Source organism: Ruegeria arenilitoris (genome assembly GCF_013032445.1).
Lineage (GTDB): Bacteria > Pseudomonadota > Alphaproteobacteria > Rhodobacterales > Rhodobacteraceae > Ruegeria > Ruegeria arenilitoris_F.
Genome location: NZ_WQCA01000021.1, coordinates 1 through 16,576 on the forward strand (window position 1 = coordinate 1; position 16,576 = coordinate 16,576).

Annotated in this window: 21 protein-coding genes; 5 read left to right on the plus strand and 16 right to left on the minus strand. The window is 53.6% G+C overall.

Annotation, left to right across the window (positions count from 1 at the left end; genetic code table 11):
* Positions 1–2: 2 nt before the first annotated feature.
* The 7 genes from otnC to GOW98_RS21475 are packed head-to-tail and all read right to left on the minus strand — an operon-like array spanning position 3 to position 6,326.
* Entirely contained in the window at positions 3–644 is a 642-nt protein-coding gene (gene otnC / locus GOW98_RS21445) for a 3-oxo-tetronate 4-phosphate decarboxylase (RefSeq protein WP_170335894.1), read from the minus strand.
* Positions 641–1,918: a 3-oxo-tetronate kinase gene (gene otnK, locus GOW98_RS21450; RefSeq protein WP_170335896.1), complete on the minus strand. Its 1,278-nt coding sequence runs from the start codon at positions 1,916–1,918 to the stop codon at positions 641–643. The genes otnC and otnK overlap by 4 nt, the downstream gene beginning before the upstream one ends.
* Entirely contained in the window at positions 1,915–2,712 is a 798-nt protein-coding gene (locus tag GOW98_RS21455) for an N-acyl homoserine lactonase family protein (RefSeq protein WP_170335898.1), read from the minus strand. Before GOW98_RS21455 ends, otnK begins: the two co-directional genes overlap by 4 nt.
* The gene (locus tag GOW98_RS21460) at positions 2,709–2,996 is read right to left on the minus strand and encodes a putative quinol monooxygenase (protein ID WP_170335900.1); all 288 of its coding nucleotides are present in this window, start codon (positions 2,994–2,996) and stop codon (positions 2,709–2,711) included. Before GOW98_RS21460 ends, GOW98_RS21455 begins: the two co-directional genes overlap by 4 nt.
* On the minus strand, positions 2,996–4,507 hold the full coding sequence (locus tag GOW98_RS21465; protein WP_170335902.1) for a tripartite tricarboxylate transporter permease: 1,512 nt from the start codon (positions 4,505–4,507) through the stop codon (positions 2,996–2,998). The genes GOW98_RS21460 and GOW98_RS21465 overlap by 1 nt, the downstream gene beginning before the upstream one ends.
* A gap of 4 nt (positions 4,508–4,511) precedes the next feature.
* A complete protein-coding gene (locus tag GOW98_RS21470; RefSeq protein WP_170335905.1) occupies positions 4,512–5,261 on the minus strand; it encodes a hypothetical protein in 750 nt (249 codons plus the stop codon).
* A 57-nt stretch (positions 5,262–5,318) separates the two neighbouring features.
* Complete coding sequence (locus GOW98_RS21475) at positions 5,319–6,326, minus strand: Bug family tripartite tricarboxylate transporter substrate binding protein (protein WP_170335907.1); 1,008 nt, start codon at positions 6,324–6,326, stop codon at positions 5,319–5,321.
* Positions 6,327–6,461: 135 nt separating this feature from the next.
* Between GOW98_RS21475 and GOW98_RS21480 the strand changes: the two genes are divergently transcribed.
* From GOW98_RS21480 to GOW98_RS21500, 5 genes are all read left to right on the plus strand, one after another.
* On the plus strand, positions 6,462–7,550 hold the full coding sequence (locus tag GOW98_RS21480) for an isocitrate/isopropylmalate dehydrogenase family protein (RefSeq protein WP_170335909.1): 1,089 nt from the start codon (positions 6,462–6,464) through the stop codon (positions 7,548–7,550).
* Positions 7,547–8,578: a Gfo/Idh/MocA family protein gene (locus GOW98_RS21485; RefSeq protein ID WP_170335912.1), complete on the plus strand. Its 1,032-nt coding sequence runs from the start codon at positions 7,547–7,549 to the stop codon at positions 8,576–8,578. Before GOW98_RS21480 ends, GOW98_RS21485 begins: the two co-directional genes overlap by 4 nt.
* Positions 8,575–9,252 carry a GntR family transcriptional regulator gene (locus GOW98_RS26370; protein WP_170335914.1) on the plus strand — a complete coding sequence of 226 codons (678 nt, stop codon included), beginning with the start codon at positions 8,575–8,577 and terminating at the stop codon, positions 9,250–9,252. Before GOW98_RS21485 ends, GOW98_RS26370 begins: the two co-directional genes overlap by 4 nt.
* Positions 9,253–9,617: 365 nt before the next feature.
* Complete coding sequence (locus tag GOW98_RS21495) at positions 9,618–10,574, plus strand: Acg family FMN-binding oxidoreductase (protein WP_254438110.1); 957 nt, start codon at positions 9,618–9,620, stop codon at positions 10,572–10,574.
* Positions 10,558–11,007, plus strand: coding sequence for a MarR family winged helix-turn-helix transcriptional regulator (locus GOW98_RS21500; protein WP_217359685.1), 450 nt, complete (start codon positions 10,558–10,560; stop codon positions 11,005–11,007). Before GOW98_RS21495 ends, GOW98_RS21500 begins: the two co-directional genes overlap by 17 nt.
* A 37-nt stretch (positions 11,008–11,044) precedes the next feature.
* On the opposite strand, the gene GOW98_RS21505 is transcribed toward GOW98_RS21500, so the two are convergent.
* The 9 genes from GOW98_RS21505 to GOW98_RS21545 all read right to left on the minus strand — a co-directional run bounded on the left by GOW98_RS21505 (position 11,045) and on the right by GOW98_RS21545 (position 16,523).
* Complete coding sequence (locus tag GOW98_RS21505; protein WP_254438111.1) at positions 11,045–11,791, minus strand: hypothetical protein; 747 nt, start codon at positions 11,789–11,791, stop codon at positions 11,045–11,047.
* Between the two features lie 388 nt (positions 11,792–12,179).
* Positions 12,180–12,350, minus strand: a complete 171-nt coding sequence (locus GOW98_RS21510; protein ID WP_170335918.1) for a hypothetical protein — start codon at positions 12,348–12,350, stop codon at positions 12,180–12,182.
* 261 nt (positions 12,351–12,611) lie between these two features.
* Entirely contained in the window at positions 12,612–13,166 is a 555-nt protein-coding gene (locus GOW98_RS21515; RefSeq protein ID WP_170335920.1) for a CIA30 family protein, read from the minus strand.
* Between the two features lie 11 nt (positions 13,167–13,177).
* A complete protein-coding gene (locus tag GOW98_RS21520; protein ID WP_170335922.1) occupies positions 13,178–13,630 on the minus strand; it encodes a TspO/MBR family protein in 453 nt (150 codons plus the stop codon).
* Between the two features lie 13 nt (positions 13,631–13,643).
* Positions 13,644–14,147, minus strand: a complete 504-nt coding sequence (locus GOW98_RS21525) for an aggregation factor core (RefSeq protein ID WP_170335924.1) — start codon at positions 14,145–14,147, stop codon at positions 13,644–13,646.
* Between the two features lie 136 nt (positions 14,148–14,283).
* On the minus strand, positions 14,284–14,667 hold the full coding sequence (locus GOW98_RS21530; protein WP_170335926.1) for a nuclear transport factor 2 family protein: 384 nt from the start codon (positions 14,665–14,667) through the stop codon (positions 14,284–14,286).
* 144 nt (positions 14,668–14,811) lie between these two features.
* On the minus strand, positions 14,812–15,168 hold the full coding sequence (locus GOW98_RS21535; RefSeq protein ID WP_367646881.1) for a VOC family protein: 357 nt from the start codon (positions 15,166–15,168) through the stop codon (positions 14,812–14,814).
* 24 nt (positions 15,169–15,192) lie between these two features.
* Positions 15,193–16,206, minus strand: a complete 1,014-nt coding sequence (locus GOW98_RS21540; protein WP_170335928.1) for a zinc-binding alcohol dehydrogenase family protein — start codon at positions 16,204–16,206, stop codon at positions 15,193–15,195.
* 26 nt (positions 16,207–16,232) lie between these two features.
* Complete coding sequence (locus tag GOW98_RS21545; RefSeq protein ID WP_170335930.1) at positions 16,233–16,523, minus strand: putative quinol monooxygenase; 291 nt, start codon at positions 16,521–16,523, stop codon at positions 16,233–16,235.
* Between the last annotated feature and the right edge of the window lie 53 nt (positions 16,524–16,576).

Here is a 16,576-nt window from a genome sequence, read left to right on the forward strand (position 1 = left end):
GCTTACATCCTTCCGAAAGTTTTTTTGAGTTCTGCGACTTGAGCTACATCCAACATTCGGGTTGGCATACCTCGCAGTGCCAACAGTAACTTGGCTGTTTCTTCTAACTCTTCTGCTGCACAGACAGCTGAGAACAGATCCTTTCCTGATACGACAGGTCCGTGATTGGCCAGCAGAGCAGCACTATAATTGCCGCCCAATTCGCGGATCAAATCACCGGATTTCGGGTCACCCGGCTTGACGTATGGAACCAGTTTGACCGTGCCGACGCGCATGACCACGTAGGGTGTAAGCGGTGGAATACAGTCATCAGGATCGGTGTCTTCCAAACAGGACAGAGCAGTGGCCCAGGTCGAATGCAGATGAACCACGGCGCCCGCTTCTGGTCTCGTCTCATAGAAGGCTTGATGCAGAAAAACTTCCTTGGTCGGCTTGTCTCCTGAAACGTGGTTTCCATCCAAATCAATCTTGGCTATGCGCTCGGGGTCGATATTGCCCAAAGTCGAGTTGGTAGGTGTCATAAGGATTCCGTCATGCAGCCGGGCAGAGACATTGCCCGCAGTGCCAACGGAAAAGCCACGTGCAAACAGCGAGGCACACAGCTCCGACATTTGCTGTCGTAATGCCTGCTCTTCAGAACTCATTTGCCGGCCTCCATCATTCTGAGGGCCTTGGCGAAAAAGTCCGGAGCGCCGAAGTTTCCAGACTTTAGAGCCAGCGCAATGGGTTCAGTTTTTCCAACGCTCAGGACTGGCACGCCCGGGTCAATTTCTGGCCCAATTGACATGGCCGGTGACCCCAGTGCCTCGGAGACAGCCTTGGCAACGGCTCCCGAGGTCTCCCCTCCTGCCACCACCAATCGCTTGTAGCTCTTCTGAACAAGCTCGCGCGCGGTATCTGCAAAGAGATTGTCCAGCCTGTCCGCTACAGCTTCCTGACCAAATTGACTTTGGATCGCGCGCACATCATCCGGACTTCCCGACGAGTACGCGAGCGGAGCCTGACCCGAATACGCTTCAAAGAAGTCCAGAAGCGTCTGTGTGGTCACATCCCCGGACATGACGCTCGGAACATCAATAGCGAAGGTCGGATGGGATTCTGCATGTACATGTATCTGCCCACGGGTGGCACCGGAACACGACCCGGCAAGGATAGCGGCGGGCCCAGTGATACCTGTGAACACACTGCCACCTCTTTTGGACGAAGCTTTTCTGACGAAGTTTTTGGGTAGACCCAATGCTATCCCGGATCCCCCGGTAATGAGCTGGGCATCCTTAAGAGCCCCGCCCCAGGCCAGCAAATCCTCGTCCGAAATCGCATCACCGATTACAAAGCGTTCGTTTGCGTTCTGCAACGCATCAGCAATCGCCTCTGGCCCTTGCTTCACTGTGTCAATTGGCACCAATCCAACCGCTTCTTCGGTCTGATGTTGCAACCAGCGCCTGATGTTGGCGTCCGTCATCGGAGTAAGAGGGTGATTTTCCATCCCAGACTCGTGTAGCGGCTTACCGAGCACAAAGAGATGGCCCTGGCAAACCGTACGCCCCGTGGTGGGAAAGGCCGGACAGAAAACCACCTTTTGCGCACTCAGTTCATTGGCCAACGCTTCCGCAACGGGGCCGATGTTCCCTTCTTTTGTGGAATCGAATGTCGAGCAATACTTGAAGATGAACTGCTGGCATCCTTGGTCCGCGAGCCACCGCAGGGCCCGCAGGCTGTCCGCAATGGCTTCCTCGACCGGTGCTGTCCGGCTTTTGAGTGAGATCACACCCGCTTCGATCTCCTTATCCGCCGACGTCGTCGGAATACCCGGAAATTGAGCCGTTCGTAATCCACCCTCCGGCTCAACGCCCTTTGCCAAGGTGTTCGCAATATCACTCGCACCAGTAAAATCGTCCGCAATGACACCGATTTTCATAGTTCAATGTCCCGCGTCGGCCCTGGATCCAGCCTATGGATATGCGGTGCCGCACCCACGGGAAATACCTCACGGACAAGTGGATCATGGCCGGGCACGATAAGCCTAGGATGCGACGCTAACTTCTCGAGTGTATCGAAACCATCCATCATGTCTTGCAGGTCGACGACGATAGGAAAGGCTTTGCGCGCCATGAAATTCTCGTAATAATGCGAGGCATCAGAGGCGAGTACCATCCACCCGGCTGCCGTTCTTACGCGCACGCATTGCAACCCGCGCGAATGCCCTCCGATGCAGTGCACCGTGACCCCATCTGCAATCTCGGCTTCTCCGTCGTAGAACACGACCTTGCCCGAATAGAGACGCTTTACGACCTCGCAGACATGGCCAGCCGTGAAAGGAGCACGCAGGTAGTCATGGCACATGCAGGGACCTGTAGCGAAGGCCATTTCCGCCAACTGCATGTGCAACTTCGCGTTAGGGAACATATGCAGCCCCCCCGCGTGGTCATAATGAAGGTGGGTCACGATGACCTCAGTCACCGCTTCCGGCGAAATGCCTAAGGGCCGCAGAGCTTCGCGAGGGTCCATCGCGATGGGACGACCACGGGCCGCTGCCTCATCGGAGTCGTAACCAGTATCGACCAGAATGACTTTGTTGCCGCGTTTGAGCACCCAAACGAAATAGTCCATCGCATGGGGCGCGTCATGATTATCATCGACGATGAAACTATCAGCTCGCGTCCGTGCATTTCGATCCGCGTATTTCACTGCATGGATTTCCCAATCGTTCATCGGATGACCTCGGAGTATTTGTGAACCACCTTGGTGGCGATCATATCAGCCACTGCCGTATCAAAGGACTGAAAATGCGCGCTTTCTAAGTGGGCAGAGAACGCCGCGCTGTCATCATAAACCTCATAGAGAAAAACTGTCTCGGGTTCGTCGCCGAGACAAACGTCAAACTGGCGGCATCCGATTTCTTCACGCAAAGAAGTTGAAGCGTTTTCGACCATCAGCGGCAAGAAAGCGCCTCTCTTACCGGGTTTGAGAGTGAAAGTGACAGTGACTACAAACATCAGACAGAAAGTCCTTTCAAACGTGAGAATGCGCGCTTTGCGACGGGCAGTTGGCTGAGGATCAGACCAATGTTGAGCACCAGCAGAATGGTCGCTCCGGGTCGTGAAAAGAAGACCGAAAGATCTCCGTCCGACAAGAACAGCGACCGGCGGAAGGTTTCGTCAAACAGGCTGCCCAGAATAACCCCGATCACCAACGGCGCGATTGGGTATTTCATCAGGTTCATGAAATAGGCAACGGCACCGACGCCGAGCATCAGGTAGAGATCATTGATGCCCCCACCAACGCTGAAAGACCCAATTGTTGTCAGAACCATAACGACGGGCAAAAAGATGGTCTGCGGGATGGCAAGGATTTTGATAAATACCCGAGCGGTGAAAAGCCCCATAAGAAACATTGTCAGGGATGCCAGAACCAGGATCGCAACCACGCGCAGAATGATCTCGGGATCAATCGTCGGCCCCGGGATCACATTGTTAATCTTGAAAGCGCCCATCAAAGCGGCCGCAGGTGGTGAACCGGGTATACCCAACACCAAAAGCGGGATCAGCGCGCCGCCAATACAGGCGTTATTTGCGGTCTCAGAACACAGCAGACCTTCCAATGACCCTTTGCCGAACTTGTTGCCCTCAGTAGATACGGTCTTGCCAACACCGTAGCTGACCCAACCGGCGACATCTTCGCCAACTCCGGGAAGTGCTCCTACCCCTGTCCCGATCACGCCTGACCGGCCAATGGTGGGCAGGTAGCGCCGAATAGAGCGAAGGTTCGGAAGAATGCGGCCTTTCAGGGCCAGAACTTTCCCGGCCTCAACGTGCCTCAAACCGTCAATGATTTGGGGAATGGCAAAGGCCCCCATCAAAACTGGTACGACCTGAAATCCGCTCATCAGGTAAGACCAGCCGAAGGTGTAGCGCGGTTCAGACAACAGAGGGTCGAGCCCGACCATGGACATCGCAAGCCCGATCAAACCGGCGATCCATCCCTTAATCACCAGGTCTTCGCTCATCAAAGTGCCAGAAAGCAGAATGCCGAACAGGGCCAGCAGTGCTTTCTCCGGGCTTGCGATGTTCTTTGAAACCAAAAGCAGCGCCCAGACAAAAATCAAAAGCGTGATAGTTCCGATAACTGTGCCAATGAAACTGGCCGTCGTGGTCAGCCCTAGTGCTTCGCCCCCTCGACCCGCTTTGGCCAGAGGGTAGCCATCCATGGCCGTCGCCGCACTGGCTGCCGTGCCCGGAATGTTTAGCAAAATAGACGGGTAAGAGCCGCCGTAAATCGCGCCGACATAAGCCCCGAGCAAAGCGATGAGCGAATAATCGAGCGGGATTTTGTTGCCGAAGAAACCCGTCAGGATCGTCACGGCCAGGGTTGCCGTAAGGCCGGGCAAAGCGCCGAACGTGATGCCCAGGAACACGGATGCAATCAAATACAGATAGGTCAGCGGGTCCACTGCCAGGCCCACGAATGCAGTCCCAAATCCAGCCAGTTGCGAAAGAATAAAGTCCATCCGGTCAGTCTTTCCATAGCGGACGAAGCGTCACGTAGTAGTGGTATTCGATTTGCTTGAAGATCAGCCCGCCGCGCGCGGGCACGTTCTGCCGGAAAACAAAGGCCATCGCACAAACGAGGATCAGCGGGGCAAGTATTGCCACCAATGGAACGAACCGCAAAACGCGTTCGGAAGCCGCTTTGGTCAACACCACTAGTGTTAACGCGACCCACAAGGCCAGTGTGAACCAATCATCACCGTGTGCATTCCAATCCGCCTGAGCAGGAAACACGGCGAACGCAAACAAACCGGCGACGACAACTGCGACACATGCCAACAAAGCGCGCCGCGCATGACCTCCGTGGTAGCCGTAAGTCAAAGCTGTAATCAGCAACCCAGAACACAGAATGAAGTCCACTCTGGGGACCAGTCCGACGACATATGCAAGAAGGATCAGGCCGATTGTTGATGCTCGATAGGCTTCCGACTTATCCCATCCGATCCCCAAAGCACTGAGCGCTTTTTGGGCTCCACCTGAACGGATCGAAATAGCCAGCAAGACGAAGGACAAGCCAAGCAATCCACCGAAGATGAACAGCGGTACAATTGCAGCCGAGTTGTACCAATCAGATCCACTTACACCTGCGCGGTTTTCACCCCAAAGCGGGATGTCCGACGTCTTCCAAAGGAAAAAGGTGGAAATTGCTATCAGACCAATCGATGCCCAGAAATCGCGCGCCCGCATGATCAGTGTATCGTCAGGTTTGTCCATTGCCTGCCTCTTGTCGGAAAGGGCGCGATCAGGCGCGCCCTTCCAAAGGTGATCGGATTATGGCTTCTCGATACCCAGCGACGCCGGATCGACGGTCGCTGCGCCCAGATCTTGCAAGGTATAGGCAAAGGTAGCTTCGAGGTTCGCAAACAGCTCTTGAGCTTCTTCGCCGTGTTGACCACCGACATCATAATTGTTTGCAGAGGCCCATTCAGCGACGGTGTCGGAGGCAATCGCTTGCTCGAAGGCATCACCAAGCGCGGCCTTTACGTCGTCCCCGGCTGAACTGTGAACTGCAAACCCGATGGCCTGCTTGAGCGGCAAATACTGATCGAGACCGTCATAAATGCCAAAGGCAGAAGGCACTGTTGCCCCTGCAATCCGCGCATCTTCGGGCGTCAACATCGCAAGCGGTTTAAGTTGACCGCCTTCGATCAACGGGGCCTGTTCAGCTAGAGAAGTCACAACCAACGCAACTTCACCCGCTATCGCTGCCTCCTGCCCTGGCGCTGAGCCTTTGTATGGAACAAACTTGAATTCTGCACCGGACCCTTTTTCGATGGCCAGAAGGTTCAAGTGGTGGATCGAACCTGCGCCGGAAGCCGCCGCTGGAATAGTGCCAGGAGCAGCTTTCGCAGCGTCGACCAGTTCTTCCAGAGTATCGTAAGGACTCTCCGCAGGAACCGAGATCAGATCAGGTGATCCGCCAACAATGAACGGATACCAAAAATCAAATTTCTTATCCCAACCACCTTGCACAGCAGCGGTGACGTTCGACTCTGACAGACCAACCAATGTATAACCATCGTCTGGTTGGTTCATGACATAGACCATCCCGTTGGAGCCTGCGACACCACCTGTTTGATTGATCACATTGATCGAGACCGGAAGGTGTTTTTCCATCTCGGCCATGATCATTCGGTTGATCGTATCCGTGCCACCTCCGGCCCCCCAGACCACAGCTGTAGTGATATCGCGATAGGGATAATCCTGCGCAACAGCTGCCCCTGCAATCCCGGTCGCCATCACGGCTGCGGCCGCCAACCGCCCTAGCTTTAGTTTCATTTCCAAGTCCTCCCAAACAACTTTGCGTTTATTATTGCATTTATTTGCGTATACATTAAAGAATGCGTTGTCAACGGACTGTGGTGAAAGCTGCTAACGCGCTATGAATGCGAAACGGGAAGGAAGCGGGCTAAGATGAAGAAAAGTTATGATGTGGCAGTATTCCACGGGGACGGGATCGGCCCTGAAATTATGGCCCCTACGCTTGAAATCCTGCGTCAGCTCTCGCGCGGCAGTCCTTCCTACGAACTGGTGTTTACCGACGCTCCGGCAGGCGCAGGCCACTACGCCAACACTGGAGAATCGTTTCCGGCTGGATCACTCAAAACTGCACGCAACGCTGACGCGATTTTGCTGTCTGCAATGGGCTTGCCGGATGTTCGATATCCTGACGGAACCGAGATTTCACCGCAGATTGATCTGCGAAAGCAACTGGGACTTTTCGCTGGAGTACGGCCAGTAAAGGTAAGCAGCGGACAAATGACCCCCTTGGCGCTGCCTCCCGGAAAAGAGATCGACTTTGTCTTGATACGCGAAAGCACAGAAGGACTGTTCTTCACTCAAGGCGCTGGAGAAGTTACCGAACACGAAGCACGTGAAACTCTGCTGATCACTCGTGAGGTGTCCGAAAAACTGTTCCGTTTCGCGTTTGAACTCGCCCAGAACCGCAAAAGAACCGGGCGCGGCCGGGGTCGAGTTACATGTGTCGACAAAGCCAATGTATTCCGCGCCTTTGCATTCTTCAGATCGATGTTTGATGCAGAAGCCGCCCACCATCCCGATTTGCAGGCAGACCATGCCTATGTTGATGCCACCGCACTGTGGATGGTCCAAAAACCTTGGGAGTTCGATGTCTTGGTGACCGAGAACATGTTCGGAGATATTCTCTCCGATCTTGGTGCGGGTCTCATGGGTGGTCTGGGACTGGCTCCGTCAGCGGATATCGGGTTGAATCACGCTGTATTCCAACCCTGCCATGGTTCCGCTCCGGACATTGCAGGACAGGGTATTGCCAACCCTTTTGCGATGATCCTGTCCGCAGCAATGATGCTGGAATGGTTGGGGTTGACCCATGATCACCCAGGCCTTTCCTGCGACGGTGAACGATTGCGCGAAGCCGTGGAAAAAGTGACTGCGAACGGACAGAACCTGACGCGTGACTTAGGTGGCACTGCCGGAACGCAGGACGCAGCCTCATCGGTATTGGAAGTATTGCGGGCATGAATACTCAACAAGCAATCAGGGTCGCGTGTGTGGGTGCGGGGTACTTCAGCAGGTTCCACTACGAAAGCTGGTCCCGAATGCCCGGAGCGGTTCCGATTGCATCCTGCAACCGTGATATCAACAAGGCGAAGGAAACAGGACTGGCCGCTTACAATGATCTGTCAAAAATGCTGGAGGTGGAAAAACCAGATCTCGTGGACATCATCCTTCCACCTGTGGCGCAGGCCGACGCTATCCGAACGGCACTGCGCTCTGGAATAAAATGGTTGATCTGCCAAAAACCTTTCTGCATGTCATTGGATGAAGCTAAGAAGATCGTCTCCGAGGCTGAAGCAGTAGGCGCAGCCATTGTCGTGCATGAGAATTTTCGCTTCCAGCCCTGGTATCGTGCGATCAAGGCAGCGATGACCGAGGGTCGAATTGGAACACCTCTACAAGCGACTTTCCGGCTTCGGCCCGGCGACGGACAGGGACCGCACGCCTACCTTGACCGGCAGCCGTACTTTCAGGACATGCCACGTTTTCTGGTGCATGAAACAGCGGTCCACTGGGTAGACACATTCCGATTTTTGTTCGATGCGCCCAGCGCAGTTTATGCGGACTTGCGCCAAGTTAACCCCGTTATCGCGGGCGAGGATGCGGGTTTCATCCTGTTTGACCACCCCAACGGTTTGAAAGCTCTGTTCGATGGCAACAGGTGCCTTGACCACAGTGCAGAAAACCTGCGTCAGACAATGGGCGAGGCTCTCATCGAAGGAACCGAAGGATCACTGGTTCTTAACGGCGACGGTTCAGTTGACTTCCGCGCTTTTGGAAAACAGGAGCGACAGCAGGTTTTACCTCCGAGCGATCATGATGGGTTTGGAGGAGACTGCGTACACGCCTTGCAAAGTCACGTCGTTTCAGGCCTTGTAAAGGGCACGCCGCTGGAAAACACGGCTCGAGACTATTTGGACGTGATCCGAATCGAAGAGAGCATCTATCTCTCGGCTGCGGAGGGACGAAAGATCAACCTGGAGACGCCGTGAAGGATCAGGACGCAAAAACTCTTTCCAATACGCAACGCGCTGTTAGGGATTTGCGGAAGATGATCCTGTCCGGCGAACTTGCAGCCGGAACTGACCATCTGGAATCGGAACTCGCCGAAACCCTTGGTATGTCCCGCACCCCGATACGGGAAGCCGCGCTGATGTTGGAAAGCAAGGGGTTGCTAGAAATGCGGCCCCGGAAGGGCGTTCGGATACTGCCTGTTTCATCAGATGATATGCGTGAAATTTACGACATATTGACGGAACTCGAGAGCCTCGCAGCACAGCGCGCTGCCGAAGCGGGTTATTCAGAAGATGAACTGGCGGTCCTTGCTGGATCAATTGCAAAGATGGACCAAGCCATCGAAGCCGAAGACCTAGAAGCCTGGGCCGAAGCCGACGAGTTGTTTCATCAGGAACTCGTTCGGTTGGGCGGCAACAAACGAGTCGAAGCGATTGTCGCCATGATGAGCGACCAGGTGCGCCGCGCTCGCGCAACGACGTTGTTCATCAGGCCCCTGCCCGTCAAATCCAATGAAGATCATCGGGTTGTTTTCCAAGCGATTAGTGAAGGTCGACCGGATGTTGCCCGTGAACGTCATCGAGAACACAGGCTGCAAGCACAGGCTATGCTTTGCGGGATACTCGAAAAGCATCGGCTCAACAGCCTCTGATCTTCTCGTATCCGGTCGTTAGTCAACTAAAGTAACTGCCTGTTTTCGGCATTGAAGGCGCTCCGAGTGCTTGTCTACCACGGCAACCCGAAGTTGCCTCCGGCTGCTCTGATTTTCTTTTTTCTAGTCGCTCAAACAATCACTGCATCGATTGGGGTTGCGATAGTGCGATTTCGTATTAATTTAGTTCGATATCGTACTACTGGAGAGTCAAGATGCCAAACCGAAGACGTTTTCTCAAGATTCTAGGCGGAGGCACAATACTGGCGGCAACGGGCGCGGTTGCGTTCCTAGCTACACGCACGCCGCATGACGCGCTGGCTCCGTGGACGCCAAAAACGTATGACGACCCACGCAAAACTGCTTTGTCCTATGCAATTCTCGCCCCCAATCCGCACAACTTGCAACCTTGGCTGGTCGAGTTGGTTGGGCAAGACAGGGTGCGCATCCACCGTGATACAGATCGCGAGCTTCCTGAGACCGATCCTTACCACCGCCAGCTCTATATTGGCCTCGGTGCATTTGTTGAGACGATGGTTCTGGCGGCAGGTGCACAGGGATTTGAAACCGAGGTCAAGTTACTACCAAATGGAGATGACGGACCCATCGCAGAAGCAGTGTTTGTTCCTGGCGGAGCGCCCGATCCACTCTCAGATCAAATCCTCAACCGACATTCAAACAAGGAACCGTACACTGAACAGCGCCTCTCTGCCGATCAAGTGCCTACGCTTGGCAACTATGCCACTTTGATAACCGACGAAGATTTGGTGGCCCGTATTCGAGAACTTACGAAACGCGCTTTCGAAATCGAAATGCGTACACCGCAGACCCTGAAAGAATCCGTCGACCTGATGCGGATCGGGAAAGCAGAAATAAACGCCAACCCCGACGGGATTGAATTACGCGATCCCATGCTGGAAACGCTGCGCCTTTCCGGCCTATTGGACAACGAGACCCTGATGAATGTTGACCACCCAGGCACTCAGTCACACATGCGAGGCTACTTCGCCATGCTAGACGCGACGCCGCAATACGCAGTCCTCACAACAGCCACAAATACGCGAAGCGATCAACTCGATGCCGGGCGTCAATTGATGCGTTTTTACCTGAAGACAACCGAAATGGGCCTAGGCGTTCATCCGGTCAGCCAGGCACTTCAGGAGTATCCTGAAATGGCCGATGAATACGCTCTCGCGCATGAGCTTCTTGCGTCACCGGGCCACACGGTGCAAATGTTGCTGCGTTTGGGGTATGGACCCGAGCCAATTGCCACACCCCGCTGGCCGCTGGAGACACGAATTCTGAATGAAGCCTGGAGATGAGACCAACGAAGTCTACCGGTTCTTCACCGAAGTCGGGATCATCAACCAGTTGATCTCGACCAAGCTTGAAGCGTTCTTACCTGGTCGAATGACAGCGACTCAATTTGGAATTTTGGGCCATCTGGTGCGGCGTCCCGAGGGAGAAACCCCACTGCAACTCTCAAACGCGTTTCAGGTGCCCAAGACATCGATGACGCATATGCTCGCCAGCCTTGAAAATCATAACTTGATCACTCTTGAGACCAACCCAAAGGACAAGCGTTCGAAAATTGCCCGGTCGACGCCGCATGGCGTAGAGTTTCTGAAAACTTGTATGGATCGGATGTCGACAGCTCTTGGTCCGGTTTTGTCCGAACTCGGGCCTGAACCGTTCCATGAATCGCTGCCTAATCTGACGCTCATACGCGAAACTTTGGACAGCGAGCGCGACTAGCGGAAACCTGCGTCGACCCAAGCAAACAGAAAAGCTCTCAGAACATCATGCAATCCGCGCCCGGCGGCAGCGGCGGTGTTCCTTCTGGCAAGGTGGGCGTGTAGTCAAATGTCACAATCTTCGCGCCGCCATCGAATGCCACGAACAGTTGGTTAGATCCTGGCCTTATGGCGATGCCCTCCGGGTCAGTGCCGAACTCCAACAAACTTTGCTGGGCGAGCAGTTGGCCATCTGCCGTGAACTCATACAGGCTGTTTGACCCTTCCCAGTCATCAACGATCAACATGTGACCGGTGCGTGGGTCAATTGCGATGCCCTGTGCCTCGCTTAAGGGGGGAGACAGCTTCATGGTATCCAACCTCGCCGTCAAAGCACCCTCTGAAGTGAACCAAGATAATCGTTCCGGATCATCTTCTACGGTCACGATCTGCCCCTTTGCATTTATCGCGATCCCTTCGGTATCCGCAAATCCACCTTCAAGTTCAAAGGGTGCTCCCAAAGTGACTCCTTCCTTCGTGACACGTTGGAGGCTGCCAAGACCGTCGCCTACCAACAAATGATCCCCTTCGATAGCAATTGCCTTGATACGGAAGAGATCGCTGGATATGCGGCGCAACTCATCACCTTGCAACGTAACGAGAATGGCTTCGGGCCCCTCATTCGCAATCCACAACCCACAAAACGTTGGATCGTAGTCCAGACTTGCGGGTTGATTGAGCTCATAACGCCCTGTTTCGCGAAGCTGCAATGCCATGGCCGGGGCCGACACAGCAACAATCAACAAGGCAGTGGTCCTCACAAACACTCAGGATGCTCCTAAAACTGAGTTAGAAAGGTGGGGCGGTGTCGTTACGGGTCAATACAAAGAACAATAGAACTCCTGACAACAGAGGTCATCACATTGCCTGGCCAGAGAGCCGGAGAACGCCAAGAGTTAGCGCAATGTTGCGTGAAATTTGATAATTCCAGCGATGCTAACCAAGGTGAAGAACTGGAGCAGTTTATTGCATCACAGCGAGACCCGAGGTTCCGCGTCGTGCGGGAACTATCGATGAGTTTGTCGTGTCGCCAATCTCGGCGCTGCGTGTTCCTCGGCTTTGGTGTTACCAATTGCAGAGTTTGATCTGATTCACCCTAACTCACAGAAAGCCTGGTGTTGTGCTCCGAAACGCTCAAGCTTCAGCGATCATTGTGCCCCAGCTGGAAAAGCCACTCTCTGTGTCACAGATGATCGTTTCCGCCCCGGTTACCTCATCGTTCCCAAAGTAGCACTCCGCAAACGCACCGGTGCCAACAAATGATAGGGTCAGGGCAACAAGGCCCAAAGCTGCAATCCTCTTCATGATACTCACTCCTTTATATATGAGCGTCATGTGGGAGTTGTTTTTTGCTGAAAGTACTTTGCTTTGATTAAGTATTCTTAATTTTGGACTGCCAGACGAGTTGTCTCTTCAGAAAGCAGCCTACTCTGAATGTTCGCTCAGAAAAGACAGGTTCAGCATCTAAAAAGAAGAAACAGCACATCCGCATTCAGGAACTGACAGAAGAAGAAATACCGGCGTTGCGGACCTATTTGAAGAACACAGCCCTCGCTTGAGAGACCTTCAGTAGAATCCAATCTCGCTGACATCTACGCCGGCCTCGTGATCGCGCCCGTAGGCTACAACTCCAACAGAGGTGATTTCGTCAGCAACGGGAATAGCGCGCAACATGGCACCTGAAGCCTTGAAGCCTGACAGAGGTAAAGAGACTTCGGTCCATTTGTCAGAAGTTGCGAACTCGGCCTGATAGTATTGCCACGGAAGCACCGTGCCACGTGTCCTGAGGTGGACGAAGTATTGCTCGCCATTCCCCCGTACCAACAGCCTGACGCCCGATACACTTGCATCTGGCCTGTCTGGCAACTTGCGTCGGAACTGGATGAAGCCGCCGTTGTTTTCTGTGCTGACGGTTCCGGTCAACCGCGCGAATCCACCATCACCTTCCGAACGGAACTGCACCTGTCCTGAAGAGACCCCTCCCATAACCGTGTCGGCAACATAGTCCCAACGCATCTCCGGAGACTTGGAGAAGTCCTCAGCTAGATTTTCATCAGCCTGTGCCATTGTAGATCCGATGATAACGAGACCTGAAACAAGCCCAATAAATTTGGCACGCATATTGTTCCTTCTCAGTTCAGTATTGCAATGGAAAGGTTCAGTGCCGCGGCAAATGCGACCCATGCAAAGTACGGCAGGAAGGCCAGTGCGGAGACCCTATCCGAGTCCCTGACTCGAGCGATGAACACGACGACGACAATCAGCAACCCGACAATGACCACAAACGCAAACCACGGTTGTTGCAGTACGAAAAAGGTTGGGGACCATAAAAAGTTCAGACCCATCTGCGCCCACCACAGCTTCATGGCAGTCGAGCTTCGGTCTGCTTCGAACTGGCGCCAACCCGCCATGGCGATCAACACATAAAGCACCGTCCAGACCGGGCCAAATACCCAATTTGGTGGATTGAAAGCCGGTTTAGAAAGCTGAGCATACCAATCGCCAGGTGCGGTCAGTGTCCCGATCAGGATGCCGCCTCCCAACATGAGCGCAAGAAATGCTATGCGGATCAACAAATTCGACATTGCGGGACTGCTTTCAGCAATCCTTGGTCGTCACGTTGACAAGCGCTTCGGAAGAGAATGTTGCAGTACTGACCTTGTCCGCATCGGAATATGATACCGTGGCGCCTTCGATCTCCGACCCTGTTACGGTGATTTCGCGTTGCCCGATGGTGTCATCCACATCGATGGTAAAGGCGAGTTTATCCCCGGCTGCGAGGGATGCGATCTCAAGTTCAATTGTATTTTGCCCGTCCACGACCACTGGAAATTGCCGCAGAGCATCCGCACCCTCAACGAATTCGAGAGGTTGAAAGACCTCTACGCCCGCACCTTTTTCGGTAACGTCGAAGATCAATCGTCCGGTAGATTGCGACAAATCAATTTTGACGGTCGAGGCATCTACTTCGCACGCTCCGACATTTGTCAGAACAAAACGGTCCTTGGGTGCGCCTTCTATGAAGCGAATTTGTACACCAGCTTGAAGCGAAGTAGCTGCAAGCAATCCAAGGGTCGCGGCAAGAATACTCTTCGAGAGCATATTTATCTCCTTCCTAAAAGGTTCTTGATAGATACGCTTCGGCGGGATTCTTGGATCAGACTTACGCCCTTTGACTATCGTGGCTCAGCCGAAAGGAGTCTTCAAAGTTCCATGCACCGTAGTCAGAACGGTTAAGTTAAAACATGCCATTGTCATTCGCGCTGTTTGCTGGAATTTCCTGAAGAACATCCCAGTGCTCGACAACCTTACCATCAGCATCCAGGCGAAAAATATCGATCCCTGCGTACTCGAGACCATCGGGCCAGATTTGGTGGCAATGCAGAATAACGTGATCGTCTTCAGCAAAGGCACGTTTGATGTCCACACGCTTTCCCGGGTATTCGGCGGCCATGCGCTCGAAGTACTCGACAAAGGCTTGCTTGCCATCGCCAACATGCGGGTTGTGCTGCGTATAGGTTTCACCAACAAAGGTCGCTATGGCCTCGGCAGGTCGACACTCGTTGAACATCATTTCGTAGAAAGCGATGACAATTTTCTTGTTTGTTTCGAGGTCCGGCATGCTGATCTCCAAGTCGACGTTTGCACCTCCCTAAAATGTTGACCCGCGAAGTTCTAGGAAGCAACCCGGCAAGGATCTCAATCCCTAATCGACAAGAAGTTGCGAGCTTGATTTTGCGTTCCATCTATTTCGCTGGTTAGCAACTCACTCGCCTTCCTCGAAGTCAATATGAATATGATTTCCATCAGGATCGGCCACATGGATTTGGACCATTCGAGCCCCTGGGACGTCAGTTTTGCGGTACTGGATTTGGCTCGAGATCAGTTTTTCTTCGAATGCGCTCAGCCCCGTGGCTGAGAGCGCAAAATGCTCGAGCTTAAGCCTCACTTCGGAGCCGACATTTGGCGTGCCTTCGTGACCCACAAGGTGAACCACGGCGTGATCACCCGCATACAACCAAGCCCCGGGAAACGGAAAATCAGGGCGGGCCCCAGGTTTCAAACCCAAGACCTCTTCATACCAAGTAGCCATTTCAGACAACTTAGTTGTTACGATGTTCACATGATCTAGCCGCTCAATTCTCATCTAAAAACCCTCAAGCACAAGCTTACCTTTGGCCTTGCCGCTTTCGAGGATAGCATGCGCTTTCATTAAGTTTGCAGCATTGATTGTACCAAGTGTATCGGTTGCTGTGGATCTGATCTTTCCATCGTCTATCAACCCGGCAACCTGATTCAGGATTTCGCTTTGACGGTTCATATCTCCAGTCCCAAAAAGCGACCGAGTGTACATGAACTCCCAATGCAATGAGATCGATTTGGGTTTGAATGGCGCGATGTCAAAGGTCTCAGGATCATCGATCAACCCAAAGCGACCTTGAGGTGTCATCACCTCTCCGGCTTGAGACGCATAAAGCTGGGAATGGTTCGTTGAATAGATGAAATCCACGCTGTCGATACCGAGAGCCTCGAGTTGTGAGCCAAAAGGTTCCGCATGGTTGATGACATGGTGTGCGCCCAGCTCTCGAACCCAGTCTTGTGTCTCGGGTCGGGACGCCGTCGCTATCACTGTCAATTCAGTGAGAGCCCGTGCCAATTGAATGGTGATTGACCCGACACCGCCTGCTCCACCAATTACCAGCAACGTATTGGTCCCGCCGGAAACGGCATCTTGAACTCGCAAGCGGTCGAACAGCATCTCAAAGGCAGTAAGTGTCGTTAGAGGCATCGCCGCAGCTGCTTTTGCAGGTATGGATTTTGGCGCTGACCCGACGATACGTTCATCTACCAGATGAAACTCGGCATTGGTTCCGGGCCGATTGATCGCCCCGGCATACCAAACAGTGTCTCCAACATTGAAGGCCGTAACCGCCTCGCCAACGGCTTCGACGATCCCTACTGCGTCCCATCCTAGAATATCGGGAGCCGGACCTTCTGGAGCGCGTTTTTGCCGAATTTTCGTATCGACTGGATTTACTGACACGGCCTGCACCTTGACCAAAAAGTCGCGCCCCTTCGGCGTCGGTTTGTCGGCCTCGAAGTCGATTAAGGCGTCCGCCCGATCAATCGGCCCTGTCTTACGATATCCCACGGCTTTCATAACGTGCTCCTTTGTCCGGTTCTTTATCAACCGATGACGGTCATCTCATTCAACGTGAATTCTGCAACCGCGCCCTCTGTTGCTTCCAGGTAAGCCGCAAGGTGCTGAGCACCCATGTGGGTTTGCCAAAGCTCTCGGCTTTCCCAGTTTTCGTAGAACACGAAATGAGCCGGATTGTTGTTGTCCTGGTGCAGGTCATAGTTAATGCAACCCTCTTCGGCACGGGTTATGTCGATGAGCTTGATGAGCTCGGCCTTTACGAGGTCAATCTTGTCGGGGTTGGCTTTGATGTTGGCGACGATTGTCAGCTTGGCCATTGGAATAGGTCCCTTGTGTTCTTGATAGATGTGCCAGATTTACGCCGCAGTCC

Bases quoted from the DNA above. Each gene is read 5' to 3' on its own strand.
- otnC (WP_170335894.1), bottom strand. From the start codon at position 644: ATGAGTTCTGAAGAGCAGGCATTACGACAGCAAATGTCGGAGCTGTGT.
- otnK (WP_170335896.1), bottom strand. From the start codon at position 1,918: ATGAAAATCGGTGTCATTGCGGACGATTTTACTGGTGCGAGTGATATT.
- GOW98_RS21455 (WP_170335898.1), bottom strand. From the start codon at position 2,712: ATGAACGATTGGGAAATCCATGCAGTGAAATACGCGGATCGAAATGCA.
- GOW98_RS21460 (WP_170335900.1), bottom strand. From the start codon at position 2,996: ATGTTTGTAGTCACTGTCACTTTCACTCTCAAACCCGGTAAGAGAGGC.
- GOW98_RS21465 (WP_170335902.1), bottom strand. From the start codon at position 4,507: ATGGACTTTATTCTTTCGCAACTGGCTGGATTTGGGACTGCATTCGTG.
- GOW98_RS21470 (WP_170335905.1), bottom strand. From the start codon at position 5,261: ATGGACAAACCTGACGATACACTGATCATGCGGGCGCGCGATTTCTGG.
- GOW98_RS21475 (WP_170335907.1), bottom strand. From the start codon at position 6,326: ATGAAACTAAAGCTAGGGCGGTTGGCGGCCGCAGCCGTGATGGCGACC.
- GOW98_RS21480 (WP_170335909.1), top strand. From the start codon at position 6,462: ATGAAGAAAAGTTATGATGTGGCAGTATTCCACGGGGACGGGATCGGC.
- GOW98_RS21485 (WP_170335912.1), top strand. From the start codon at position 7,547: ATGAATACTCAACAAGCAATCAGGGTCGCGTGTGTGGGTGCGGGGTAC.
- GOW98_RS21500 (WP_217359685.1), top strand. From the start codon at position 10,558: ATGAAGCCTGGAGATGAGACCAACGAAGTCTACCGGTTCTTCACCGAA.
- GOW98_RS21510 (WP_170335918.1), bottom strand. From the start codon at position 12,350: ATGAAGAGGATTGCAGCTTTGGGCCTTGTTGCCCTGACCCTATCATTT.
- GOW98_RS21515 (WP_170335920.1), bottom strand. From the start codon at position 13,166: ATGCGTGCCAAATTTATTGGGCTTGTTTCAGGTCTCGTTATCATCGGA.
- GOW98_RS21520 (WP_170335922.1), bottom strand. From the start codon at position 13,630: ATGTCGAATTTGTTGATCCGCATAGCATTTCTTGCGCTCATGTTGGGA.
- GOW98_RS21525 (WP_170335924.1), bottom strand. From the start codon at position 14,147: ATGCTCTCGAAGAGTATTCTTGCCGCGACCCTTGGATTGCTTGCAGCT.
- GOW98_RS21530 (WP_170335926.1), bottom strand. From the start codon at position 14,667: ATGCCGGACCTCGAAACAAACAAGAAAATTGTCATCGCTTTCTACGAA.
- GOW98_RS21540 (WP_170335928.1), bottom strand. From the start codon at position 16,206: ATGAAAGCCGTGGGATATCGTAAGACAGGGCCGATTGATCGGGCGGAC.
- GOW98_RS21545 (WP_170335930.1), bottom strand. From the start codon at position 16,523: ATGGCCAAGCTGACAATCGTCGCCAACATCAAAGCCAACCCCGACAAG.